Origin of the sequence: Rhizobium sp. OAE497, assembly GCF_040546565.1 — a bacterium.
GTDB lineage: Bacteria > Pseudomonadota > Alphaproteobacteria > Rhizobiales > Rhizobiaceae > Rhizobium.
Window position 1 is genome coordinate 407,870 of sequence record NZ_JBEPOA010000003.1, and the last position, 23,995, is coordinate 431,864.

24 protein-coding genes and 3 pseudogenes are annotated in these 23,995 nt (G+C 59.0%); 11 read left to right on the forward strand and 16 right to left on the reverse strand.

Features of this window, described 5'->3' with window-relative positions; translation table 11 throughout:
• Positions 1-394: 394 nt before the first annotated feature.
• The 3 genes from ABIE40_RS28530 to ABIE40_RS28540 are packed head-to-tail and all read right to left on the reverse strand — an operon-like array spanning position 395 to position 1,883.
• Positions 395-1,429: an ATP-dependent DNA ligase gene (locus tag ABIE40_RS28530; RefSeq protein ID WP_199628548.1), complete on the reverse strand. Its 1,035-nt coding sequence runs from the start codon at positions 1,427-1,429 to the stop codon at positions 395-397.
• Between the two features lie 2 nt (positions 1,430-1,431).
• Complete coding sequence (locus ABIE40_RS28535) at positions 1,432-1,668, reverse strand: hypothetical protein (RefSeq protein WP_199628547.1); 237 nt, start codon at positions 1,666-1,668, stop codon at positions 1,432-1,434.
• Complete coding sequence (locus ABIE40_RS28540) at positions 1,665-1,883, reverse strand: hypothetical protein (RefSeq protein ID WP_199628546.1); 219 nt, start codon at positions 1,881-1,883, stop codon at positions 1,665-1,667. Before ABIE40_RS28540 ends, ABIE40_RS28535 begins: the two co-directional genes overlap by 4 nt.
• 721 nt (positions 1,884-2,604) lie before the next feature.
• On the opposite strand from ABIE40_RS28540, the gene ABIE40_RS28545 reads away from it, so the two are divergent.
• The 8 genes from ABIE40_RS28545 (at position 2,605) to ABIE40_RS28580 (ending at position 10,936) form a co-directional block, all read left to right on the forward strand.
• On the forward strand, positions 2,605-3,567 hold the full coding sequence (locus tag ABIE40_RS28545) for an alpha/beta hydrolase (protein ID WP_199628545.1): 963 nt from the start codon (positions 2,605-2,607) through the stop codon (positions 3,565-3,567).
• 110 nt (positions 3,568-3,677) lie between these two features.
• Positions 3,678-6,080: an FdhF/YdeP family oxidoreductase gene (locus ABIE40_RS28550; protein WP_199628544.1), complete on the forward strand. Its 2,403-nt coding sequence runs from the start codon at positions 3,678-3,680 to the stop codon at positions 6,078-6,080.
• Between the two features lie 20 nt (positions 6,081-6,100).
• Positions 6,101-6,697: a c-type cytochrome gene (locus ABIE40_RS28555; RefSeq protein WP_199628543.1), complete on the forward strand. Its 597-nt coding sequence runs from the start codon at positions 6,101-6,103 to the stop codon at positions 6,695-6,697.
• Complete coding sequence (coxB, locus tag ABIE40_RS28560; RefSeq protein WP_199628542.1) at positions 6,694-7,686, forward strand: cytochrome c oxidase subunit II; 993 nt, start codon at positions 6,694-6,696, stop codon at positions 7,684-7,686. The genes ABIE40_RS28555 and coxB overlap by 4 nt, the downstream gene beginning before the upstream one ends.
• The gene (gene ctaD / locus ABIE40_RS28565) at positions 7,683-9,590 is read left to right on the forward strand and encodes a cytochrome c oxidase subunit I (protein ID WP_199628541.1); all 1,908 of its coding nucleotides are present in this window, start codon (positions 7,683-7,685) and stop codon (positions 9,588-9,590) included. Before coxB ends, ctaD begins: the two co-directional genes overlap by 4 nt.
• On the forward strand, positions 9,587-10,189 hold the full coding sequence (locus ABIE40_RS28570; protein WP_199628540.1) for a cytochrome c oxidase subunit 3: 603 nt from the start codon (positions 9,587-9,589) through the stop codon (positions 10,187-10,189). The genes ctaD and ABIE40_RS28570 overlap by 4 nt, the downstream gene beginning before the upstream one ends.
• Positions 10,186-10,497 carry a hypothetical protein gene (locus ABIE40_RS28575; protein WP_199628539.1) on the forward strand — a complete coding sequence of 104 codons (312 nt, stop codon included), beginning with the start codon at positions 10,186-10,188 and terminating at the stop codon, positions 10,495-10,497. The genes ABIE40_RS28570 and ABIE40_RS28575 overlap by 4 nt, the downstream gene beginning before the upstream one ends.
• A gap of 28 nt (positions 10,498-10,525) precedes the next feature.
• The gene (locus ABIE40_RS28580; protein WP_199628538.1) at positions 10,526-10,936 is read left to right on the forward strand and encodes a c-type cytochrome; all 411 of its coding nucleotides are present in this window, start codon (positions 10,526-10,528) and stop codon (positions 10,934-10,936) included.
• On the opposite strand, the gene ABIE40_RS28585 is transcribed toward ABIE40_RS28580, so the two are convergent.
• Together ABIE40_RS28585 and ABIE40_RS28590 are read right to left on the reverse strand one after the other, a co-directional pair.
• Positions 10,937-11,854: a cytochrome c gene (locus ABIE40_RS28585; RefSeq protein WP_199628663.1), complete on the reverse strand. Its 918-nt coding sequence runs from the start codon at positions 11,852-11,854 to the stop codon at positions 10,937-10,939.
• 42 nt (positions 11,855-11,896) lie between these two features.
• A complete protein-coding gene (locus ABIE40_RS28590; protein ID WP_199628537.1) occupies positions 11,897-12,217 on the reverse strand; it encodes a low affinity iron permease family protein in 321 nt (106 codons plus the stop codon).
• A gap of 210 nt (positions 12,218-12,427) precedes the next feature.
• Here ABIE40_RS28590 and ABIE40_RS28595 point away from each other — a divergent pair, with 210 nt between their 5' ends.
• Positions 12,428-13,171 carry a cytochrome c oxidase assembly protein gene (locus ABIE40_RS28595; protein WP_199628536.1) on the forward strand — a complete coding sequence of 248 codons (744 nt, stop codon included), beginning with the start codon at positions 12,428-12,430 and terminating at the stop codon, positions 13,169-13,171.
• 348 nt (positions 13,172-13,519) lie between these two features.
• Here ABIE40_RS28595 and ABIE40_RS28600 read toward each other — a convergent pair whose 3' ends face one another.
• From ABIE40_RS28600 to ABIE40_RS28650, 11 genes and pseudogenes are all read right to left on the reverse strand, one after another.
• Positions 13,520-13,804 carry an FAD-dependent oxidoreductase gene (locus tag ABIE40_RS28600; RefSeq protein WP_199628535.1) on the reverse strand — a complete coding sequence of 95 codons (285 nt, stop codon included), beginning with the start codon at positions 13,802-13,804 and terminating at the stop codon, positions 13,520-13,522.
• Between the two features lie 14 nt (positions 13,805-13,818).
• Positions 13,819-15,351, reverse strand: coding sequence for an IS66 family transposase (gene tnpC / locus ABIE40_RS28605; RefSeq protein WP_199628534.1), 1,533 nt, complete (start codon positions 15,349-15,351; stop codon positions 13,819-13,821).
• 71 nt (positions 15,352-15,422) lie between these two features.
• Entirely contained in the window at positions 15,423-15,779 is a 357-nt protein-coding gene (gene tnpB, locus ABIE40_RS28610) for an IS66 family insertion sequence element accessory protein TnpB (RefSeq protein WP_199628533.1), read from the reverse strand.
• Positions 15,780-15,789: 10 nt separating this feature from the next.
• Positions 15,790-16,251 (reverse strand): IS66-like element accessory protein TnpA, encoded by a 462-nt coding sequence (gene tnpA, locus ABIE40_RS28615; protein ID WP_199628532.1) that lies wholly within the window; start codon positions 16,249-16,251, stop codon positions 15,790-15,792.
• 6 nt (positions 16,252-16,257) lie between these two features.
• Positions 16,258-16,512 (reverse strand): annotated as a pseudogene (locus ABIE40_RS28620) (FAD-dependent oxidoreductase); the annotation flags it as partial.
• A gap of 222 nt (positions 16,513-16,734) precedes the next feature.
• Entirely contained in the window at positions 16,735-18,042 is a 1,308-nt protein-coding gene (locus tag ABIE40_RS28625) for an Nramp family divalent metal transporter (RefSeq protein WP_199628531.1), read from the reverse strand.
• Between the two features lie 138 nt (positions 18,043-18,180).
• Positions 18,181-18,375, reverse strand: a pseudogene (locus ABIE40_RS28630) (hypothetical protein); the annotation flags it as partial.
• Positions 18,376-18,514: 139 nt separating this feature from the next.
• Positions 18,515-19,162, reverse strand: a complete 648-nt coding sequence (locus ABIE40_RS28635) for a UdgX family uracil-DNA binding protein (protein WP_199628529.1) — start codon at positions 19,160-19,162, stop codon at positions 18,515-18,517.
• A complete protein-coding gene (locus ABIE40_RS28640; RefSeq protein ID WP_199628528.1) occupies positions 19,162-19,779 on the reverse strand; it encodes a flavodoxin family protein in 618 nt (205 codons plus the stop codon). Before ABIE40_RS28640 ends, ABIE40_RS28635 begins: the two co-directional genes overlap by 1 nt.
• Positions 19,780-19,879: 100 nt before the next feature.
• Positions 19,880-20,466 (reverse strand): annotated as a pseudogene (locus ABIE40_RS28645) (cysteine hydrolase family protein).
• A 49-nt stretch (positions 20,467-20,515) separates the two neighbouring features.
• Positions 20,516-22,555, reverse strand: a complete 2,040-nt coding sequence (locus tag ABIE40_RS28650) for an NAD(+) synthase (protein WP_199628527.1) — start codon at positions 22,553-22,555, stop codon at positions 20,516-20,518.
• Positions 22,556-22,678: 123 nt separating this feature from the next.
• Here ABIE40_RS28650 and ABIE40_RS28655 point away from each other — a divergent pair, with 123 nt between their 5' ends.
• Together ABIE40_RS28655 and ABIE40_RS28660 are read left to right on the forward strand one after the other, a co-directional pair.
• Positions 22,679-22,975, forward strand: a complete 297-nt coding sequence (locus ABIE40_RS28655) for a hypothetical protein (RefSeq protein ID WP_199628526.1) — start codon at positions 22,679-22,681, stop codon at positions 22,973-22,975.
• Positions 22,976-22,994: 19 nt separating this feature from the next.
• Complete coding sequence (locus ABIE40_RS28660; RefSeq protein WP_199628525.1) at positions 22,995-23,969, forward strand: TIGR03885 family FMN-dependent LLM class oxidoreductase; 975 nt, start codon at positions 22,995-22,997, stop codon at positions 23,967-23,969.
• The last annotated feature ends 26 nt before the right edge of the window (positions 23,970-23,995 follow it).

The window sequence follows — 23,995 nt, forward strand, 5'->3', positions numbered from 1 at the left end:
GCGCGCCATGCTTTAGCAAATAATCATAAAGACATAAGAACCTCTATTCCACCGTGCACGATTGTTCGCGAGCGTGAACACCTTGAGTTGGTGATTTGCAATGGCGGTCCGCAAGACCTTGTTCGTCGTATCGACCGTCACCGCTCTAGTCACGAGATCGAATTTACCGAAGAATGTTACGGTCACGATCACTTCAGCGTTCTATTGCGTACTATGCCAGGCGAGTAAGAAGCCTTCACCAAGCAGGTGAAGGCATTCGGAATGTGATGGATCTATCGCAAAGAGCTGCCGGCGTGGTGGAATGATCCGCGTCGGCCCCTGTCGGCATGGAACTACTTGCCGAACCATCCGATTTGATCGCGTCGGTGTCAGATGAACTCGAAGGGCGGGTCACTTATAGCCCGATCTGCCTGAAATCGCACTGCGACGGCTTCTTGTCCGGGCGCCAGCGCAGAAGCTTGGTTCCGTGCCGGAAGCGGCGGCCGGTGATCTGATCGAATTTGACTTCAACCACCAGTTCGGGTCTGAGCGGTTCCCAGTCGGAAGATCGGTCTGTGGTCCAACGGCTCGGTCCGCCGGGAGCCTTGCCGCTGAACCCGGGGCCACCCCTCAGTGCTTCAAGTCTCGCCGTCAGATCAGGCTTTTCGGTATCCGCAATCGCGGACGTGAAACCGACGTGATCTAGTTGGCCGTCATCGGTGTAAAGGCCGAGCAACAGCGAACCAACCAGCCTACTGTCTCTCTCATACCGAAACCCGCCGACGACACAGTCCGCGGTTCGCAGCCGCTTGACCTTGATCATCGCCCGCTCTCCGGAACGATATGCTCCATCGATCAGTTTACAGACCACGCCATCGGTATCTCCGCCCGATCCGGATAGCCATGTCTCCGCCTCGCGCAGGTCCCTGGTCGCTGGCGATATGGTAAATTGCTTAGGATCGGCGTGGATCCTGTCAAAGAGGGCTTCCAGGCGCTCGCGGCGATAGGCGAGATCCTTGTCCAGGATTTGCGTGCCGTCCGTGTCGACGAGCATGTCGAACGCGATGAGTCTGCCTGGGGTCTCTCGCGACAGTTTGCGGATCCGACTTTCAGCTGGATGTAAGCGCATCTGCAGGGCGTCGAAAGAAAGCTTCCCCGCCACTTCGATGACCAATTCCCCGTCAATCACGAAGTCAGGCGCCGGAAGATCGGCGAGCAACGCCATCATTTCCGGGAAATAGCGGCCGAGCGGTTTTCCGGATTTGGCTCGAAGATCCACCGAAGAGCCGTTCCTGAACGCAATACACCTGAAGCCATCCCATTTCGGCTCGTACTGCCAGCCTTCTCCGGACGGCAGAGCGTTGGCCAATTTGGCTTCCATCGGCTCGGTCCCGATGGACAGGCCATATGATGCTGCAGGTGATTGATTGGGCGCGTTGGACACGGCCATTGCTACCAGAGCCTCTTGGAGTGGGCGTCCCGTGTGGCCACATGTACCAGCACCGCAGTCGACAGAAGGATGGTGGAGACCAGAGCGGCTATCGATAGCAGTCCGCCGTTAGTGATTCGAGCGCCCGCTTTCAAACCGGCAATTCCGCTGAATATCAGCGAAACCTTTGCACGCTGGCGTTGATTTAAAAAACGTGCTTTACGAGCGCCGTCCGGCACAGCAACCTCACGATGGCTCATCGTTTCTTTTCCAGATCGGCCTCGACTTTCTCTCTGCTCTTAGGGATTGCAGCGACGAAGGTGCTTGCGCGGCCCTTTGAAACTACAACGTCGCCTTGCACGCCATCTTTGGATAGGTCAGCTTCGTCAAGGTTGAGCGATTTCCTTTCCGCACGGTGATTCGCGACCATCGGGGTCGGAAACGCCGTTTCTGCATGGGGTTTACGATCATTCATAGCGAAATCTCCTTCCGCTCCGCTAACCCGGAATGGGCTCAAGAGTTCCTCGCCGCCTGTGTTCGCCAGAGATCCGATCGAGAAGCCGCAAACCGGTTAGGAAAAAAAAGCCCGAGCGCATCGCTCATTCCATTTTCCCAAGACGCGGGCCGCCAAGCAACAGGCGAGGCGGAGATGCCGTTCAGGAAGCACCGACGTTAAACGGCGGCGTGCGCAACGGGAAATATATTAGCTAGCCACCGGGGAAGGCGTCGCGTCAGGTTGATGGAAGGGTGACAGCAGCGCGTTCTTCGGAAATGGAACCAACGCCTCGTTCGGAAGTTCAAAAAGCTGGAAGGAACTGGATGGGAAAAACATGCGGCTCACAACGACCGTGCTCCGAGTAATTGCCGGCCCTGTCTTCGCCTCATCAGCGCTGGGTGTTCCGCTTTCCCTGGTACCGGCAGCATTACAGGAACAAGATGTGTAACCGCAGCAATTCTCTTTGACGGCTTAAGATCATGGAAGCTGATGCCAGAGCGCTCAAGGAAGCTTGTCGCGATTTCGGACCCCGGTATGGCGTTGAAACTTTCCTCGACGTGATGGCAGGCATAATGCAGGGTCGTCTACGCGATCACGGCCTTGCTGTACACTTCAATGGCACTGACGGAGGCGCGCCATCCCTCCGGCTGCCAGATGTCAACGAGTCGAAAGCTCTGATACCTGATAAAGGCGCATGAGGATGAGTTCTCGCGCCTGCGGCTCAGATCAACGCCTTGAAGCGAAACACATTACCAGGGCGCAACGCCTGAACGCGCTCCTGCGACTTCTTCCGCGCTACCACACCGATCGAAGATGGAATGCGAAAGCCGCCAACGCTATCGTAAGGGGGCTGCAGATCATGCTTCCAAAAGGCGCGGCGCACGGCTGCCGCGTTTTCAGCAGAACCATTGCATCCGGCGAACGTACCGTCGGCTTACGGTTCCTCCTGCCGGATGGAGCGCCAAGGGGTGCCTATGTGCACCTCCATGGCGGCGCATGGGTGCTCGGCAATGCCCGCCTCGATGACGGGATAACATCCCGTGTCGCTAAAGAATGCCAGGTCATCGCTGTCGCTGTCGATTTTCATAACGCCCTCGACGATCGCGTCGATCTCGCCATAGACGACTGTGAGGTAGCTCTGAATTGGGTGATCCGCAGCCTTTCAGATCTGGGTGTCGAACGGATCGTTCTGGGGGGCGAATCATCCGGCTCTCACCTTGCTGCCCAAGCCTTGCTCCGATTGCGCGACCGGGGGCTGGTTGATGCATTCTCGGGATTTATTTCTACCTGCGGTGCGTTTGATTTCAAAGGATCGGAAAGCTTGAGGAACGCGGATAGCCGCTCCCTCATCCTGGACGCGCCCGCTGCTCTTCGAAATCTTCAAAGGCTGCGTCCCAGCTTGTCCTGGAACGAGCGAGATGGGCCATTGTACGCGCAGTTGGAAGGCCTTCCGCCAGCTCTGTTTATTGCGGGCGAGCTTGATCCTATAGTCGATGACAGCATCCAGATGTTTCGCAGATGGGAAGATGCAAACGGAAACGCGTCGCTAAACATCGTTCCCGCCGGGCCGCATGGCTTCAATCGGCTTCCGACCGCCATCGCGAAGATCACCAATGCTTACGCAAGAGAATGGCTCATCGGCAGACTTTCAGCCTTGCATTGACGTTGCCGGGTTCGGCCTTCGTTCGAAACGTTCGGACGCCAACGCATGCGGAAAAACTTGAATGAAGGAACGTCTGGCTTGCAGGAAACTTTGAGGAGGTTGGAGCGATCATGACGGCACATCCGAAAGAAAAACCCTCGATCAAACCATACACCGGCCCGGCCGGTGGGTGGGGTTCGGCAAAATCAGTCGCCGGGATCCTGCTCCGGGAGCACATCCCGGCGAGGGGCGCCGCCTTGCTGGACAAGCAAAACAAGGCAGAAGGTTATATGTGCGTGAGTTGCGCGTGGGCGAAGCCCGCCAAGACGCATCCCCTCGAATTCTGTGAGAACGGCGCCAAGGCCACGGCCTGGGAAGTGACAAACCGCAGGGCGGATGCTGAATTCTTTGCCTCGCACACGTTGACGGAACTCGAAGCGTGGCGCGATCATGATCTTGAGGAACAGGGCCGGTTGACCCAGCCGATGCGATGGAACGCGGAAACGGACAAGTACGAGTCGGTCGAGTGGGACGCTGCTTTCGCCGAGATCGGTAAAGAACTTCAGGCCCTTACGCCACATCAAGTTGATTTTTATACGTCGGGTCGCGCCTCGCTCGAGGCAGCCTACATGTATCAGCTCTTTGCAAGACTGTACGGCACTAATAACCTACCCGACTGCTCGAACATGTGTCACGAAAGCACGTCGGTGGCTCTACCGGAAAGCATCGGTGCATCGGTGGGAACGGCCGTGCTTTCGGACTTTCAGAATACCGACTGCATATTTTATATCGCCCAGAATGTCGGTACCTCTTCGCCCCGGCTACTTCATGATCTGCAGGATGCGGTGAACCGCGGCGTCCCGATCGTAACGTTCAACCTCCTGCGCGAACGGGGCCTTGAACGGTTCAAGAACCCCCAGGCACCAACGGAAATGTTGTCCTCGAAGGAAACACTGATCTCGTCGGAATATTACCAGGTGAAGAATGGCGGCGATATCGCAGCGCTCTTCGGCGTGTGCAAGGCGTTGATCGAGGCGGACGACGCGCTCAAAGCGTCGGGTGCGAGCAAAGTCGCGGGAGACGACGGGGTACCGGATGACCCATCGGAGGCCGGAACGATTGCTTTTGCCGCATCGATTGCGGCGGCTGACAAGAAGCATGTCCTCGACCACGATTTCATCGAGGAGCATACCACTGGTTTCCAAGAGTTTGCCAATGCGGCCCGATCCTACAGCTGGGATGAGCTTGAGCGGGTTTCCGGTCTCACACGCGAGCAGATGAAGCAGGCGGCACAAACCTATGCGAAGGCTAAGGCTGTTCTGATTGCCTACGGCATGGGCGTCACACAGCATGTAATGGGTGTAGATAACATCCACATGATCGCCAACCTGGCGCTGCTTCGTGGAAATATCGGCAAACCCGGCGCCAATATCTGTTCGATCCGAGGGCATTCCAACGTGCAAGGCCAGCGAACGGTCGGAATAACCGAAAAGCCCGGCCTGGCACCGCTCGACAAGCTTTCTGAACTTTACAAGTTCGAACCGCCGCGCTGGACGGGCCGATCAACGGTTGATACCTGCAAGGCAGTACTAGAAGGCGAAGCGCGCGCCTTCATCGGCCTTGGCGGCAATTTTCTTCGTGCCGTGCCCGAGACAGAGGCAATGGAGGCTGCGTGGCGCAAGTTACGCTTGACGGTGCAGATCGCCACTAAACCGAACCGCAGCCATGTGCTCCACGGGGAGATCGCCTACCTTCTTCCCTGCCTGGGAAGACTGGAGATTGACAGTCAGGCTACCGGCCCACAGGCTGTATCGATCGAAAGCTCGGTCGCACATTTCCATGGCTCGCGCGGCAAAGCCACGCCAGCAAGCAACCATCTTAGATCCGAGCCTGCGATCATTGCCGGATTGGCGAAAGCCACCTTGAACCGGGGTGACGTCCCATGGGACGATTGGGTAGACGACTATAGCCGAATCAGAGACGCGATCGAGCGCACCTATCCGGAAACGTTCAGCGACTTCAACAGGCGCCTCTTCCAGCCAGGGGGATTCGCTCGCCCCCTGCCGGCACGAGAGCGGAAGTGGGTCACGCAGACGGGCAAAGCAAACTTCCTGACGCCGGATCGGCTGTTTCCGGAATTTGCGATCGACGGCACGCAGGAAGACGTCCTGCATTTGGCAACGCTACGGTCAAACGATCAGTTCAACACCACCATCTACGGCTACAGCGATCGCTTTCGCGGCGTCAACGGCACTCGCAAAGTCGTCTTCATGAACCGCGAAGACATCGCTCGCCTCGGCTTTGCCAACGGCGACAGCGTCGATCTGCGAACAGCCATCGATCAATCCACAGAACGTCAGATCGGCGCGCTCAGGATTATCGAATACGACATTCCAAAAGGCTGCTGTGCGGCCTACTATCCCGAAACCAATCCGCTGTTCCCGTTGGGTCATCACGATGCCAAGTCGAAGACGCCGTCCTACAAGCTCCTTCCGGTCTTCATCACAAGGTCACAGCGGCAGCCGAAGGACTGATCCGGCACGGGAAGCTTCGTATGGGCAGTGTTCAAGGTAACCTCTTGTCAGTTATGATCGTGGGCGGCGCCCTGGCGATCACGGTGGGCGCTCTCGTAGGTTGGTCGCGGGAAGGTCGCACGTACCGTCTTGACCCACCTCTGTCGGCCGAGTTCGAGAAGATCCGTTTGATGCCCAATGACATCAGCGGAGCGCCGCCAGAGGTTTATTTCAAACTCGGTAAGCCCTACGAAAACACGGCTTACGATCTGAGTCAGGGCAAGCGGCTGTATTCCTGGTTTGGATGTGCAGCATGCCATGGCGACGGTCGGGGTGGCGCCGGCCCGCCTTTTCTGGACGGATGGTGGCTTTATGGCCCTGAGATGGTCTCGGTCGTAGCCTCGATCCGTGATGGCAGGCCGCACGGAATGCCTGCCTTTCGAGACAAGATGACGATCGACGAGATCTGGCAGCTCGCCGGCTATGTGAGAACGATCGGCGCCTATTCGGCAAAAACGACTGCACCCAGTCGCAATGACGACAAGAACACCCGGCCGGCGGAGAACCGCGCACCGGCCGCCACTCTGTTCGATGAGGGACCCGCCGGCGCGCACCTTGATCAGGGGCCATCGCCTTGACGCGCCCTCCGATCATCGGCCTGTCTCTTGCGTCTCTCTGCCTCTCAGGCTGTACGGGTTCGCAATCTGCGCTTGACGCAGCCGGCGCATCGGCGTCCGCCCTGAAACAGCTCATCATTCTCATTGTCATTGTGTGCGCTGCTGTCTGGCTTCTGGTGATGCTGGTACTGGCATGGTCCCTGCTACGATCGCGTGACGGACGCGGAACTGCTGGCAACGATCGGACGGCGCGCAAGGTTGTCGCCGCAGCCGTGGCGGCCACCGTTTTCATCATCGCTGGTCTGACGATCGCAAGTTTTTATACGACGCGCCAGATCGGTCCATCCTCCAAGGCGGCACTGACTGTGAGTGTCCGTGGGCAGCAATGGTGGTGGCAGTTCGTCTATCCGGCCAGTGGGTCCGAGGCAGGGTTCCAGACGGCCAACGAGCTCCACATCCCTGTCGGAAAGGACGTGACGCTGCGGCTGGAAAGCGTGGACGTCATTCATTCGTTCTGGGTCCCCAGCCTGGCGGGAAAACTGGATCTGATCCCAGGTCGAACGAATGAACTGACGTTGCATGCTGACCGTCCGGGTGTCTATCGGGGCCAGTGCGCGGAATATTGCGGACTGCAGCATAGCCATATGGCCCTGCTGGTCGTAGCAGAAGATGAAGAAAATTATAAGCGTTGGTTGCAGGGGCAGCAACGTGAGCGGTTGCCGCCGCCGGATACGGAGATCGCAGCCGGCGAAGCAGTGTTCCTGAGCAAGCCCTGTGCGGCCTGTCATACAGTCCGCGGCACATCGGCGGCCGGGACAACCGGACCCGACCTGACACATGTCGGCAGCAGGGAAACCATTGGAGCAGGGCTGTTGCCGAACACTCGTGGGTCCCTCGCTGCCTGGATCGCCGACCCGCAGACCCTCAAGCCGGGAAATAACATGCCGGTCGTCCCGCTTTCCGCCGAAGAGCTGAAACAGGTCTCCGCCTATCTAGAAAGCCTCAAATGAGCGCCAGTCCTCGTCCACCGACCGATCTTGATTTAAGCGATGAGACGATCGACCTCAAGCTCGATCATATCTGGAAAACACCTGCTGGCCTGTGGGGCGCGCTTTCAACGGTCGATCACAAGATTATCGGCCGGCGTTACATCGCAACCGCTTTTGTTTTTCTTCTCCTGGGGGGCGTGCTGGCTTTGGCGATGCGCCTCCAGCTGTCGACGCCCGAAGCGCGCTATATCAGCCCCGATCGCTACAACCAGATCTTCACGATGCACGGCACTAATATGATGTTTCTGTTCGCCGTTCCGGTCATGGAGGCGATGGGAGTCTATCTGGTGCCGTTGATGCTCGGCACGCGCAACATCGCCTTTCCACGCTTGAATGCCTTTTCGTACTGGATGTTTCTGGCTGGGGGCGTGCTGTTATGGATTGCGTTTGCGCTGGATGTGGGCCCGGATGCTGGTTGGTTTGCTTATGTCCCGCTGGCCGGACCCCAATACGGTGCGGGCAAGCGGGCCGACATTTGGGCGCAGATGATTACGTTCACCGAGGTTTCGGCTCTCGCTGTCTCCGTCGAGATCGTGGTGACGGTTTTTAAGCAACGTGCGCCCGGGATGTCGCTCGATCGCATTCCGCTCTTCGTCTGGTCGATGCTGGTGACCTCCTTCCTCGTGATCATGGCGATGCCGGCAATCATGTTTGCCAGCAGCACCCTGATCCTCGACCGCCTCGTCGGCACCCACTTCTTCAATCCCGCCGAAGGGGGTGATGTCCTCTTGTGGCAGCACCTGTTCTGGTTTTTCGGCCATCCGGAGGTCTACATCATCTTTCTTCCGGCTGTGGGAATGGTGTCGACGATGATTTCGACTTTTGCCCGCAGGCCTGTCTTCGGTTACCTGGCTCTGGTAATGGCACTGATATCGACGGGCGTTCTCGCCTTTGGTCTCTGGGTGCATCACATGTTCGTCGTCGGCCTACCACGACTGGGCGAGAGCTTTTTTACTGCTTCCAGCATGGCGATTGCAGTCCCGGCCGGCATTCAGATTTTCTGCTGGCTTGCAACACTCTGGGGAGGAAAACCGGTCCTCAAGACTCCAATGCTTTTCATCATCGGCTTCATCATTACTTTCGTCCTGGGTGGCCTGACAGGTGTGATGGTGGCGTCGGTGCCATTCGATACGCAGGTGCACGACACCTACTTCGTCGTCGCCCACTTCCATTATGTTCTCGTCGGCGGCGCAGTGTTTCCGCTGCTGGCGGCGATCTATTACTGGTTCCCAAAGTTCTCCGGGCGGATGATGAGCGAGAGGGTCGGGCGCTGGGTATTCGGACTGATTTTCACCGGTTTCCACCTGACCTTTTTTCCAATGCATCTCCTCGGTCTCTTCGGTATGCCGCGTCGTATCTATACCTATCAGCCTGAGATGCCTTGGGCTGGCCTGAACCTGTTCGTGAGCTTTAGCTCCCTCATTCTCGCTGCAGGCTTTCTACTGTTTTTCATTGACGTTCTCCGCAGTGCGCGCTCCGGCGCTATCGCCGATGAGAACCCCTGGAGCGCATCGACGCTGGAATGGGCAACCACGTCGCCTCCCTGCTCGTATAATTTTCGGCGCATCCCGGTTGTGGTCGATCGCGAACCACTGTGGTCGGGTTCTTCAGATCTGCCGGTCGTGAGCGGAATGCGGCTCGACCGACGGGAGCTGATCGTTAGCAGCGTCGTTGAGGCGCAGCCCGAGGCGCGGGAGTCTTCGCCGACCAATTCGATCTGGCCGCTGATCGCAGCGATCGCGACGTCGGTTATGCTGATATGGTCGATGTTCTCGCCATGGGCGGTCGTTTGGGGTTCAATTCCGATCGCCATCGCCCTGACCGGTTGGTTTTGGCCCAAGGGCGACCCGGAGGATGAGTCATGAAAGAGCGCCTGGTCCTCGATGTTTCGCACCTGCCATTGCACGGCTCCGGCACCGCTAGCCCGACCTGGTGGGGAACACTGGCGTTTATGTTGATCGAGGGCACCGGCTTTGCTCTCGGAATTGTCGTCTATCTTTACCTGATGAGCATCGCCGGCATCTGGCCGATCAATGCGCCGGCGCCTGATCTGCTGCCTGGCACTCTTCTGACCGCTCTGCTCACTGTCAGTGTCATACCAAACGTGCTGGTGGCAGGCTGGGCTAAACGCAGAGAGCTAAAAAAGGTCCAGATCGGCCTGATCGTGATGGCGTTGTTCGGCATTGCGCCTTTGGTACTGCGGATTTTCGAATTCCCGGCCATGCACGTGATGTGGGACACTAATGCCTATGGTTCGATCACATGGGTTTTGCTGGGACTACATACCACCCACATCCTGACCGACCTGATCGACACCCTGGTCCTGATGTGTCTGATGTTCACGCGGCACGCCGACAATCCCAGGCGCTATGGCGACGTCGGGGACAACGCCATGTACTGGAACTTCGTCGTCGTAACGTGGGTTCCGCTCTATCTCTGTCTCTATTGGGTGCCGCGTCTATGAAATATTCGATCGCAGTCGCTGGGGGACTGGTTTTCGCGCCACTCGCTTGGGCCATCAGTACACAGCTTGGCCAAGTTCTTCCCTATGTCGATTGCCGGGCGGGAAGGCCATGGTCGGTGGCGGCCACTGTGCTTCTGGCGCTGTTGGCGATCGTCGGTGCTCTGGCGCCTTTGGCGGCACGTGGTAATGCGCAATCGAGAACAGATGGATTCATCAGAACGATCAGCCTTCTTGCGGGATCCGCATTTGCGTTTGCCTTGGCGATGCAGGCCACGGCCACCTTAATGATAAACCCTTGTCAACAATGATCCGAACGTCCGGTGGCGGAGACAAAAAATGAGCGGTGAAGGGTTTCCCATCAAAGTTGGAGTGCTGTCACTAATCACGACGCTCGGGCTCGCGGCAGGCATCCTCACCTATCAGGTTCGAGATCGCCATCAAAGGACAGAAGTCGCAAGTTTACTTGCTAGCGGCGATCCCGCCCGGGCACCGGACATTTTCCGGCGATACGGCTGCACGGGATGCCATACGATTCCTGGCATTGCCGGAGCCGATGGCAAAGTTGGCGGTCCGCTGGTCAATATGCGCGAGCGCGTCTACATAGCGGGAATCGCAAACAATGACGCGGAGGCACTTGTCCACTGGATTGTGTTGCCAAGTGCGTTCGATCCCAAAACAGCGATGCCTGACACAGGCATTTCCGAGGCGGAGGCCCGGGATCTGGTTGCCTTCCTATATCAGCAGTGACTACGGCTTGGGCGTGGCCCGAGCCGGAAGGGTTTTGATATAGGCCGCAATCGCCTCTCGGTCGCTTGCAGGGAGTTTGGCGGTATTGGTAGCAACATCCGCCATCGACGACCCGACGCGCCCGTGATCAGGGGTATTGCCGCTGGTCAAAACCTCGACAATGTCGGCCTGAGACCAATCCCCAAGACGGGCGGGCGTAATGTTCGGAACGAAGCCTGTTCCTTCAGGATCCTCACCACCGGCATATCGCGTTGCCTGCTTGATCGCTCCAAAGACATTGCGAGACGAATGACATTCCGCGCAATGCGCGACGCTCTCGGCGAGATAGGCGCCGCGATCGTGCACGGCATCGCCATCCAGCACGGCTTCGGACTTTCCCTCGTCAAAAAATAGCAGCTTCCAGAAGCCGACGAACCGCCGGATGCGGAAGAGTGCGACGAGGTCGTGGGGCGGCGCGCGGCCCGTCACTGCTGGTAGCGTCTTCAAATAGGCAAACAGGTCCCGAACATCATCCACGGTCATTCCGGTGTAGCTTGGATAGGGAAAGACCGGATAATAATGCTGTCCGTTGGGAGAGACGCCTCCGATCAGCGCGTTGCCGAGATCAGCGGCGGTCCACGAACCAATTCCGTCCTTCGCATCTTGCGAGATATTGGGCGGGCGGAACGTGCCGAACGGCGAGGCGAGCGCAAGGCCGCCGCCAAGTTGCAACCGATTCTTTTGCCCTGGGGTCGCATGGCACGATGAGCAATCTCCGGCGGCGAATACCAGCTCTCCTCGAGCAGGGTCTCCCGGGCTTTCAAATGCTGGATCGTTCGGCTGGAAAGGCATATTCGGCGTGGTCACAACCCAAGCACCAGCGGCTGCGAACGCCGAAAAGCCTAGCGCGATTCCGACCAACATCCTACGAGCCCGCATCAACCAATGTACCTCTGTTTTTGATTGAACCTCAAAGAACTACTAGTCGGACTGACTGTGCGATGCCCGAAAGCTTTCGATCTGCTCGGGCTCCTGCTCGTCAAGCTTTGTCAGTTCATTTCTCGCATCGCCATGCACGTGCAGCAACTCGTCGAGCTTCGCGTGGATGGCCTGCGTATCCCGATGTTCCGCGCGCTGGATGAAGAGCGTCATCATCCAGGTGATAAGCGTGGCGAGACCGTGCCATTCCAATGTCTCCGGACTGAAGACAAGCCAGGAGATGCCGTACAGCACGACAATGGCGAAGGCGACGGGGCTAGCTGTCCAGCTACCTAAATTTGTCAACCAGGCGCGCCATCCCATCCGTTGTTTCCTCTACAATAGCCTGAAAACCCTCGTTGACTGAGGTCGGTTCCCGTAGACGGCACATTTTGTCGAGGCCTTCTCTTTTTACTTCATGGGGCCTAGTCGGACTCTTGCCGACGACCAACCAGCGGTCTGGGCCGACAACTAGCCAATGGAACATTTTGGTCGAGCCCCAGTTCATCGTCATTATACGACGAGGGCTCCGTCATGACCTTCCAGCTAGAACCCTACTGCGGTAACGCTCCTACACCTGAAGCCCTGATGGCGGATTGGAACTTGGATCCGGTTTTGCTCTCCGGAATCGTTCTCGTGGCGGTCTGGACTTGGCCTCTGGCCAGGGCCGAGCGCCGGCTGGGCCAGTGGACATTGTTCATCGGTCTTTGTGCCGTCGCCTTCGTCTCGCCACTATGTGGCCTGAGCTCCGCCCTTTTCTCGGCGCGGGCCTTCCATCATATTGTCTTGATATCGTTTGCTGCGCCCCTTGGATGGCGCTTTTTCTTTAAGCCCTCTGGTGTTCTGGATCGGCTCCCTCCAACGGCCGCGTTCGTCCTACACACCTTGGTGATTTGGCTCTGGCACTTGCCTCTTACCTACAGCTGGGCTCTTTCCGGCAGCTTTGCTTACTGGACGATGGAGGTCCCTCTCCTTCTGTCTGCCCTATGGCTATGGCGGGAAATTCTCGACCCCAAGCGGGCCGCTGGCGGTGCGCTCGCGGTTTGCGGCGCCACGATATTGCAGATGACCATACTTGGGGCTTTCCTGACACTTGCTCCACGCCCTCTGTTCAGCCCGCATTTTCTGACCGCCGACATTTACGGTCTTTCGCCCCTCGAGGATCAACAGCTGGCGGGCCTCTTGATGTGGGTCCCGGCATCACTCCCCTATGTCGTAGCGTTCCTTCTCAGGATCGGTCAGACGATCACGGCCTCGTCTCGCGAGGCGGCTGGTTGAAAAGATGCTTTCTCAGGTTCCGCAACCGCCTTCTGATCCCTAACGCTCCGTGTGAAAGGTGGTCTTGAAAGGTCTGAACCGCAGTCACGCGTTTTTTTTCATAGATATAGCGCGGCGATCAGCATGAGACGCTCACTTAGATTGCCGCTACGCACATAGAACCAAGGATATATATTCGCGATCGTGGGGATCCTATTATGGAGCCAACGCCCGTCCACGGGCGTGTTATGACGGAAGCTCATTAGAGTGATCCGCTCGAGCGGTTAATCTCTATGGCCGGAATAATACATACGAAACAAGAATGGCGATCCCGAGGGCAACGTCTTGAGCGCAGCTAAGATACAAATGTCACACCAACGCATGCTGAGCGATAAGCTCCGCGCGGATTCGAGGAATCGTGTCCGCTTCGTCTCGGCGGAGAGCTGCCATGATGCCCGCTGCCTGACCGGTCGCGAAAGCCGTGCCCATCACCCGGATCGAACCGTAGGCCGCAGGATCCGCCCCAGCCACCCGGCCCGACAGGAAGAGGTTGCTAAACCCCGACGCCTTCAGCGCGCCGGGCGGGACATCGGCGAAGCCTTCGCCGCCGAGTTCAACGAACCGCGCCTTTCCCGGCGCCTCATGCACTTCCATCGTAAGCGCTGTTTTCAGGCCACGGCTTTGAGATCGTGCGTTGCGGCATAGGCCCAAGGCAGCAGGTCGTCGATCTGGCTATTTGGATGATTGTTGACGATCTTGGTGAGGACGTCTGAGAGATAGGCCAGTGGCTCGACATTGTTGAGCTTTGCCGTCTCGATGAGCGAGGCGATGGTCGCCCAGTGTTCGGCCGCGGCGTCAGAACCGGCAAATAGCGCATTCTTGCGATTGAGGGCAATTGGCCTGATTGACCGTTCGACGACGTTGGAATCGATCTCGATCCGGCCATCGTCGATAAAGCGGGTCAAGCCGTCCCAGCGTGACAAGGCATAGCGGATTGCTTCGGCGAGCTTTGTCTTCTGGCTGATGTAGCCGAGTTGTTCACGCAGCCAGGGAACGAGGCTGTCGGTAATCGGACGACTTTTTTCCTGACGGGCGACACGACGCTCCTCTTGGGTCCGGCCACGTATCCCTTCTTCGATCCTGTAAAGTTCGCCGATGCGTCGCAGCGCCTCGCTGGCGATGGGTGCCGGACCGGCCGCAGCCAGCTCATAGAAGCGGCGTCGAACGTGGGACCAGCAGAAGGCTAGCGACACGGTGTTCTTTGCCGCGAGCGGGCGATATCCACTGTAGCCGTCTACCTGCAGGATGCCGACGAAGCCGTCGAGATGGGTCATCGGTCGTTCGCCTTTGCGATCTGGCGCGTAGACATAGGTGACACCGGGCGGGTCATCGCCCAGCCACGGCCGGTCATCTCGTGCATAAGCCCAAAGCTGGCCGGTCTTGGTTTTGCCACGTCCCGGATCGAGCACCGGGGCCGTCGTCTCGTCGGCGAAGAGCTTGGACGATGACTTCAGATGATCGAGCAGCCGCTGATGGACCGGGCGTAGATGCCAGGCGGCGCGACCGACCCAGTCGGCGAGCGTCGAACGGTCGAGGTCGATGCCCTGACGCTTGTAGATTTGCGCCTGGCGATACAGCGGCAGGTGGTCAGCATATTTAGATACCAGCACCTGGGCGACGGTTGCCTCTGTCGGGATGCCGCCCTCGATCAGCCTTGCCGGGGCCGGAGTCTGGACTACGACTTCTTCACAGGCCCGGCAGGCATACTTCGGGCGGCGCAGCACGAGCACCCGGAATTGGGCGGGCACAAGATCGAGCTTCTCGCTGACATCCTCGCCGATCCGATGCAGGTCGTTGCGGCAGCAGGGGCAGGCATGGTCATCGATATCGACCACGATCTCGACGCGCGGCAGATGCGCTGGCAGTGAACCCCGGTTCGTACGTCGTTTAGCGACCTGCGCCTGGCGCAGAGCAGTCGAGCCTTGTTCCTTCTCTTCCAGCCCGGCAGCCTCGATCTGTTCGGCCTCTTCAAGCCCAAGCAGAAGCTGGTCCTCTGGAAGCGTCTCTGCCCGTCGACCAAAGCGGTGACGCTGTAATTCCTTGATGATCTGCCGCAGGCGGGCATTCTCCGCCTCACGCGAAAGCACCATTGCTTTCAGCGCGTTCAGGTCATCCGGAAGCTCGTCTGCCGTCATCGTCATGGATCGAGAACAGCATATTTTGCCGCTCGGAGCGAGACGATGAATGGCTCTGATTCAATTGGTCGCGCCCGTTATCCGGCCTTTATCGGCGTGCGCGTTTCGCTCGGCGCATGCACGCGTTTCCAGTCCAATCCTTCGAACAGAGCCGAGAACTGGGCGGCCGTCAGATGCATCACACCGTCTTGCATTCGAGGCCAATGGAACTCGCCATCCTCGATCCGCTTGGCGACCAGGCACACGCCGCTGCCGTCCCAGAAGACCAGCTTGATCCGGTCCGTTCGTTTGGCCCGGAACACGTAGATCGTGCCCGAGAACGGGTCGGCACCCATCTGGGCCTTTACCAGTGCCGCCAATCCTTCAGCACCTTTGCGGAAGTCGACAGGCTTGGTGGCGATCATCGCTTTTTCCGCACCGGACGGGCCAATCACGACTGAGCCTTCAACGCCTGGATGACGGCGGCAATGGTTGCAGCATCGGTGCCAGAGGCAATGCGCAGCCAGGCTCCATCAATCCGCAATTCAATGGCCGCCTCCGGAGAAGTTCTTCTTGGCAACGTGCTTGCCGCGCCTTCTTCGGCTCCGAATTCTCGGGCGACACGACGACTGCTGGTGCAAACATTGGTGCTTGCTCCGGCACCGACAACACATCAAGCGGCTTTCGGGCGAGCCGTCGCCATGTGAACAACTGCTGCGGCGTCAATCCATGCCGCCGCGCCACAGAGCACACCGTGACGCCGGGCTCGCAACTCTCCGCAATGATCTGCGCCTTCTGATCGTCGCTCCATTCGCGGCGACGGCCATTGCCTGTGAACACCTCAAACCGGCGTATCGGCTCATCCTTGGATTTAAGCGTAAGTTCTGAAATCGACATATGTCCAAGCCCTCTTTCGAGGTTGAACATCAATGATCAAGCGATGATCCGGAAGGTGGGGTCAGGACAGCGCTTACCTTCCATCGGCCGGGCGGCGCGGCCGATGCCGTCCGGACGGCGGCGGCCCGTTTCGAGTGCCGCGCCGGTCATGTCCTCAACGGATTTCGGGCGGCGTGTCTCGCGGATACCGATCTGCGGGCCGGTGGCGATTATATAGGCGTTCTCGAAACCCGGCATCTGCCTGAGCTGGCCGAGATTGCGCCAGGCCTCGCGCCGTGCCTGCTGTTCGGCCGCACCGAGAGGGGGCGGCCGTGTTCGCCGCCCGCGAGTTGAGTTAAGACCCTAGCTGTGCGGACAAATGACGACTTCACGCTGCCCCGTCTAAGGAAGAGCCGTCATTTGTTTTCAATTCGGCACCAGCGTTGTCACCTGCATTATCAATTCATGAGCCGTGGCGCAGCCATTCCGATACTCTTTCCCTGACCCGGACGCGTTGCGCTTCCCACCGTGGCATTAGAAAACCAGCATCGCGACAGCAGCAATCGCCATGACCGCGGTTGCACCCCAGCCGCAGACGCGCATGAGCATCGGCGCCGTGAACTCCTTCATCTGCTTTTTACTGCTGACGATCACCATCATCGCGACCATGATCGGCACCGCGACGAAGCCATTGACGAGCGCGCTCCAGAACAATGCTTTGACCGGGTCAAGCGGCACGAATTCGAGGCCAAGCCCGAATAAGGTAGCCGCTGATATGACAGCATAAAAGCCGATGGCCTCCCACGGTTTGTGACCGAGACCGACTTTCCAGTCCTGGGTTTCGGCAAAAGCGTAGGCGGCCGAGCCGGCCAGCACGGGAATGGAGAGCAATCCCGTCCCGACAATCCCGACGCTGAAGACCACGAAGGCGAAGTTGCCTGCGATCGGCTTCAATGCCTCCGCTACGTCCGCAGCTGAGTTGATGTCGGTCTTGCCGGAGGCGTGCAGGGTTGCGGCGGCGCACATCATGATCGCAATCGCCACCAGATTGGAGACCGCCATGCCGGCGAACGTGTCAAGCGAAATGCGGTTGAGTTCTTTCGGAGCTTGGCGGGGAGCGTCCTCCAATGGCTCAGCCGCGTCCTTCCGATCGATCTCCTCGACCTCCTGGCTCGACTGCCAGAAGAACAGGTACGGGCTGATCGTCGTTCCGAGAATGGCGACGACGACCGTAAAACTGTTGCCATCCAGCGAGAAGTTCGGCCAGACAAATCCCTTGAGGGCAGCGAGCCAGTCGATCTTGACGACGAACAGCACAGCCACATAGGCAAACAGTACCAGCGTCAACCATTTGAGGATATTGGCGTAGCGCTCGTAGGGCACGAACATCTGCAGGCCGAGAGAAACCACCGCGACGGAGATCGTGATCGGGAGGCTTGGAACACCGGTCGCCAATTCAACGGAGGCACCCATCGCTGCGAGATTGGCGCCGATGTTGATACAGTTGGCAACAAACAGGAAACACACCAGCAGCACGACGAGAGGCTTCGGCCAGATCGCGCCCATGTTGACCGCAAGGCCGGATCCCGTCACTCGTCCGATCCTGGCGCTCACCAGCTGGATTGCCGACATCAACGGATAGGTCAGCAGCATCGTCCAAAGCATGTTGAAGCCGAACTGGGCTCCGGCCTGCGAATAGGTCGCGATACCACTCGGATCGTCATCGGCGGCACCAGTGATCAAACCAGGTCCAAGTTGCTTGAGGACCGAGCCAGACGTCGGCCGTGGCGTTGGATGTTCAGAAGTGAGCGGGCTAATCGAACCGTCGAGAGGGGCACTCATCTCAATGACCTAACGGCTTGCGCCAAGGACCCACGCGATGGCAGCCGTCACCGCCACGGCAGTGAGCGGGTTTTCCCGGATCCAGCCGCGCACGCTGTTCGGAACGCTGACATTTGAGTGGCTTTCATGCGAGCTTGCTTTGACGCGCTCGGCCTCTTCGACGTCCGCTCGCCCTGCCGGAACTGATGTGATCGTATGGGAGACCGGGTCAGAGGCGGGAAACGTGTCCTCCAGCGCCTGATCGAGGTCGCCCTTTGCCTCTTCATCCCGTTGACGGGCTTTTTCCAGTTCGTATGCCTGCACTGCCGGAGACGATTTTGGATCAGGTGACATCGGGTCCTCCACTGGATGGCGAAAAGTAACGCCGTCCCTGGTCTTGTAGTTCCGTCTGCCCGAGCCGGCGTCCGGCGACGTACAATCATCCCCCTGGAATGCCGGTCGCGTTGGAGTGAATTTGGCTGCCGAGAGCGTTTTACTTGAGATAGTGCGTTATGCTGCGCAGATCGTCGACGAAGCGGGCTCGCTCGGCGTCGCGGTCCTGGTGATCGTGGATGCGCAGCAAGAAGGACGGATGGATTGTCACCAGCAGATGCAGGCCCGACGACGTTTTCAAGATATGGCCCCGCTCTTTATTAAGGCCGACCGAACGGCCCATCAGGGAATAAAGGGCGGTCGCGCCGAGAGCGACGACGAGATCGGGACGCAGTACGTCGAGTTCGCCGCCGAGCCACCAGGCGCATCGTTGCACCTCGCCGGCCGACGGCTTGGCGTGGATGCGCCGCTTTCCCCTGGGTTCGAACTTGAAGTGCTTCACCGCGTTCGTCACGTAGCACAGCGATCGATCGACGCCGGCCTCGTGAAGACACTCGTCCAGCAGCTTGCCGGCGGGGCCGACGAATGGCCTGCCGGCAATGTCCTCGCGGTCTCCCGGTTGCTCGCCGACGAGCATGACGCGCGCGGCTTGCGCGCCGTCACCGAATACAGTCTGAGTAGCATTCTTATAGAGGTCGCACCGCTCGCAGCTTTCTGACTCCTGCCGGAGAGCCGAAAGTCGGCGAGCTTCGGCATGTGGTTGAACAAAGGCGGGCGGGACGCGGGATGCTGCTTGAGCCGGTGCCATCATTCCTCCTCGCCGGGGTACTGCGAACCTTTGAGCAGACCGGCCAGATGGGCTGTGTTGCGCGCCAGCATGGAGATCATCGTCTCGACTTCCTCCGGCGTTTTCTTGAGGTCGACGAAGTTTGTCGATCCCATCGCTTCGCCGACCCAATAGGCGACTGCATTGGCAGGAATGGTGAAGCCGACGTCGTTGAGCGCCTGGTACACTTCCGCGGAGACGTGATGGGCGCCGTCCTCGTTGCCGACGACAGCGACGGCCGCGACCTTGCCGTACGACACCATGCGACCCTGGTCATCCGTCTCTTCCAGGAACGCATCCATGCGCTCCAAAGCGCGCTTGCAGACGCTCGACGGCTGGCCAAGCCAAATCGGCGTGCCAACCAAAAGAATATCGGCGGCCAGCACCTTCTCTCGGATTTCCGGCCAGGCATCCCCGTCGCCTTCATCCGACGTCACGCCTGCTTTGATGTCGTGGTCGGCCAGCCGGATGATTTCGGTCTCGACGCCATGCTTCTCGAACTCCTTCGAGATAAGGTCCAGCAGCTTTCCCGTCGAGGACACCTCCGACGACGAGGAGGATTTGAGGGTGCTGTTAAAGGCGAGTGCTTTGATGGCCATAGGTGTCTCCTGTCTGTGGGTCGCGGGTGAGGCTGCTTTTAGCGAAGAGCTTCACGGCTTGGTCTCGTGGGGATAAAGCCTCGGGTCGATTGTCCGTTCCTCAGGTGGTCGCTATCGACAAAAATTCCTCCGTCTTCATCAGATTCAGTTGAACTGAAAAGCGGTCGCCGAGCAGGTCTACGGCAGCGTCGTGCGTCTCATCGGCGCCGCTGCAGACGGCGTCGGTCAGGACGATCACATGAAAACCGAGATCGATCGCCCCGAGCACGGTTGCCAGCACGCAGACATCGGTCTCACCGCCTGTGACGACGACGGTTCCGACGCCTTCTTGCCGCAGGTGCGCGTTCAACACGCCGTTTACCCAAGGCGAGTAGGTCATCTTGTCGAAAACGCGGGCGGGTGGCACGAGGGCCTGCAACGCCGGCGAAAGATCAAGCATTTCCTGCGGCAGATGCTCGCCGGTCATCATCCACCATTTCTGATAGTAGTCCTTCCGGCGCCGACCACATCGTCGGGGCGTTTTGGCGGAATGAAGCGGGTGAAAATCGTCCGCTCGGCATGGCGGCCCGAAACCTCGAGAAGCTGAGGAAGGACCCGTGCCATCCAGGGAACATACCAAGGCGTGTCTTCCGCAAACATTCGTTGAGCATCGACACAGATATGTCGCCAGTTGCCAAGCTCCATCATATTTCCTCCGGTCGATATCGGCTCCCATGAGTTAACGTTCGCGCGTTGGTCAGTCGGGTACGTTTTCCTTGAGCTCCTTGAGCCAAACGCGCGAATTTCCGACCGACGGCGCCCGCCAGTCGCCTCGCGGCGAGAGCGAACCGCCCGAGGTGACCTTTGGTCCGTTCGGCGACGCAGAGCGTTTGAACTGGCTGATCGTAAAGAATCGGAAGAGGAAGACTTCCAGCCATGTCTTGATCGTCGGCAGATCGAAATCGCGCTTCTTGGCTTCCGGAAAATACGCCGGCCATTCGCCGGTCTCGCGAGCATGCCAGGCGTTGTGTGCGAGGTAGGCGACCTTTGAAGGCTTCAGGCCGAAACGGGTGATGTAGTAGAGAAAGAAGTCATGCAGATCATAGGGGCCGATCTTGTCCTCCGTGTTTTGGATCCGGCCCTGCTCATCGGCGGGGACAAGTTCGGGCGAAATCACCGTATCAAGAATGCTGCCGAGCGTCTTGCCCGTCTCCTGATCGAAGAGTTCCGACTTGATGACCCAGCGGACGAGATGCTGGATCAACGTCTTCGAGACCGACGCGTTGACATTGTAGTGGCTCATCTGATCGCCGACGCCGTAGGTCGACCAGCCAATGGCAATCTCCGAGAGATCACCTGTCCCGAGCACCAAAGCCCCGCGCTGGTTGGCGGCCCGGAACAGAAAATCGGTGCGAAGCCCTGCCTGGACGTTCTCGAAGGTGACATCGTAGACAGGCTCGCCTTCAGCGTAGGGATGCTTGAGATCCTTCAACAGCTGCGTGGCGAGCGGTTCGATGTCGATTTCTTCCGCGGTGATGCCGAGGCTGCGCATCAACGCCCAGGCGTTGGACTTTGTCGCATCGCCTGTCGCAAAACCTGGCATGGTGAAACCGAGAATGCCCGAGCGGGGCCATTCCAGCCGGTCGAAAGCACGCGCTGCAACGAGAAGGGCATGGGTCGAGTCCAGGCCGCCCGACACACCGATGCATAGCCGCTTGATGCCGGTGCTCTTCAGCCGTTTCATCAGACCCTGGACTTGAATATTAAAGGTCTCGTAGCAATCCTGATCGAGCCGCCAGGGGTCAGCCGGGACGAAGGGGTAACGGGCGACCGGGCGCGCAAGGTCCATTCGGCGGTGCGGTGTCTCGAACTCAAACGCGATCTGACGAAAGGTCTTCGTCGCGAGATTCAGCGTGGCGGCATCGTTGAAGGTGCCTGTGCGCATCCGTTCCAGCCGGAGCCGTTCGAGATCGATGTCGGCGATGCACATCTGTGAGCCGTTGGGGAAGCGCTCAGTCTCGGCCAGCAAATCGCCGAGCTCGTAAATGCAAGCCTGCCCGTCCCAGGCGAGATCGGTGGTCGATTCACCAGGGCCGGCGGCCGAATAGAGATAGGCTGACCACGTACGTGCCGACTGAGCCGAGCAGAGGAGCTTGCGGACATCGGCCTTTCCGACCGTGATGTTGCTCGCCGACAGATTGGCCAGGATGAGCGCGCCGGCCAGCGCGCCGAAATCGCTCGGCGGCGCTGGCGCCCAGAGATCCTCGCAGATCTCGACATGGAAGATGAAGTCGGCGACAGTCTTTGCAGCGAACTGTAGATCGATACCGAAAGGCACAACCTGACCCGCGACCGAAATCTCGGCGTCCTGCACGGTGCGGCCGGATGCAAACCAGCGCTTTTCGTAGAACTCGCGGTAATTGGGCAGATGCGTCTTAGGCACGACGCCGAGGACCCGTCCTGCGTGGATAACGACCGCGCAATTGAAGAGCCGACTTTCGTGCCGCAGCGGCGCGCCGACCAGCAGGACCGGGCTGACGTTTTTGCTGGCCGAGACGATCGAGTCGATGGCTGTCTCGACGGCGTCGAGCAAGACATCCTGACCGAGCAGATCGTCGATGGCGTAGCCCGAGATGCAAAGTTCAGGGAAAACCATAAGGGCAACATGCCGCTCGTGGCCCTCGCGAGCGAGCGTGAGGATCGCCGCAGCGTTGAACTCGGGATCGGCGACCTCGCACTCCGGCGTGCAGGTGGCGCAGCGAACGAAACCATGGCGGTACGGCGAGTGAAACTCCATGCGCTATCCTTCGAGCAGCAATACAAATCCGAATGTCGAGGCGAAACTTCTGACGTTACCAACAGTTCCCGGAACCCTACCTTGCCCGCGAAGTTAAGCTGCCCATATCCCAGAGGGAACCCCATGCCATATCTCATCGAAATCCTTCTGCCTGTGACAAAGACATTCGAGCGTAAAACGCTCGACGCTATCCGCGGGGAACTGACCGAGGCGTTCGGCGGCGTGACGACCCACGCGCACGCGCCTGCGGAAGGATTGTGGAAGGAAGGCGGCGACACAGAGCGCGACCGCATCGTGGTCGTCGAAGTCATGACGGAGGAGGTGGACCGTTCGTGGTGGGCCGACTATCGGAAAAGACTGGAAAAACAGCTTTCCCAAGAAGAGATCGTCGTGCGCTTGACGCATTTCCACCGTTTGTAGCAGTACGGGAGCGGCAACAGTGATCATCGGCTATCATGCATCTCATGAGCAGTTTCCGCCGAGCGAACTGCTGCTTTATGTGAGACAGGCGGAAGACGCAGGCTTTCAAGCAATCATGACGTCCGATCACATCACGCCGTGGAGCGAGCGGCAGGGAAACTCGGGAAACAACTGGGCCTGGCTCGGCGCTGCCCTGGCAACAACGTCCCTGCCCTTCGGCAGCCTCGCTATCCCCTGCGGATGGCGTTATCACCCCGTCGTGCTTGCGCATATGGTTGCGACGATCGCCGAGATGTTTCCCGACAGGCTACGGTGGATCGCCGCCGGAAGCGGCGAGGCCATGAATGAGCACGTTGTCGGAAGGGGCTGGCCCGTCAAGCCGGAGCGCAATGATCGCCTAATCGCAGGCTGCGAGATCATACGCCGACTGCTCAAAGGAGAAAGCGTTACGGACGCCAATCCGTGGTTTGCGACGGAAGCCGCTAGGCTGTGGACGCTTCCGTCTCGGCCACCGGCTATACTTGGCGCTGCTCTATCTCCGGAAACGGCCGGTTGGATGGGATCGTGGGCCGATGGCTTGATTACAGTGCACAAGCCGAAAGACGAACTGAGCGAGATGGTCGCCCGGTTCGAGTTTGGCGGCGGCTCGGACAAGCCGATAGCGGTTCAGCTTCAGATCAGCTGGGGACGAACAGAAGACGAAGCGCGTCACGCAGCATGGGACCAGTGGCGGGTCGCGGCTGCCGATCTCGACTGCCTCGCGAATCTGAGAACGCCAGCCGAATTCGATCGGGAGACTGCCGAGGTCGAGCCTCAGGAGATGGATAACGTCATCCCCCTGGTGACATCAGGGCAAACCCTCCTCGATCTTATCGCCGATTGTAGAGGCTGCGGCGTCGACGAAATATACATCCATAACGTCTCGCGTGATCAGACCGGCTTCATGCGCTTCATGGCGCGCGAAGTTCTGCCGGCAGCTGCCACGACGCAGTGACCATTGATGCGATGAAAAGAAGGATC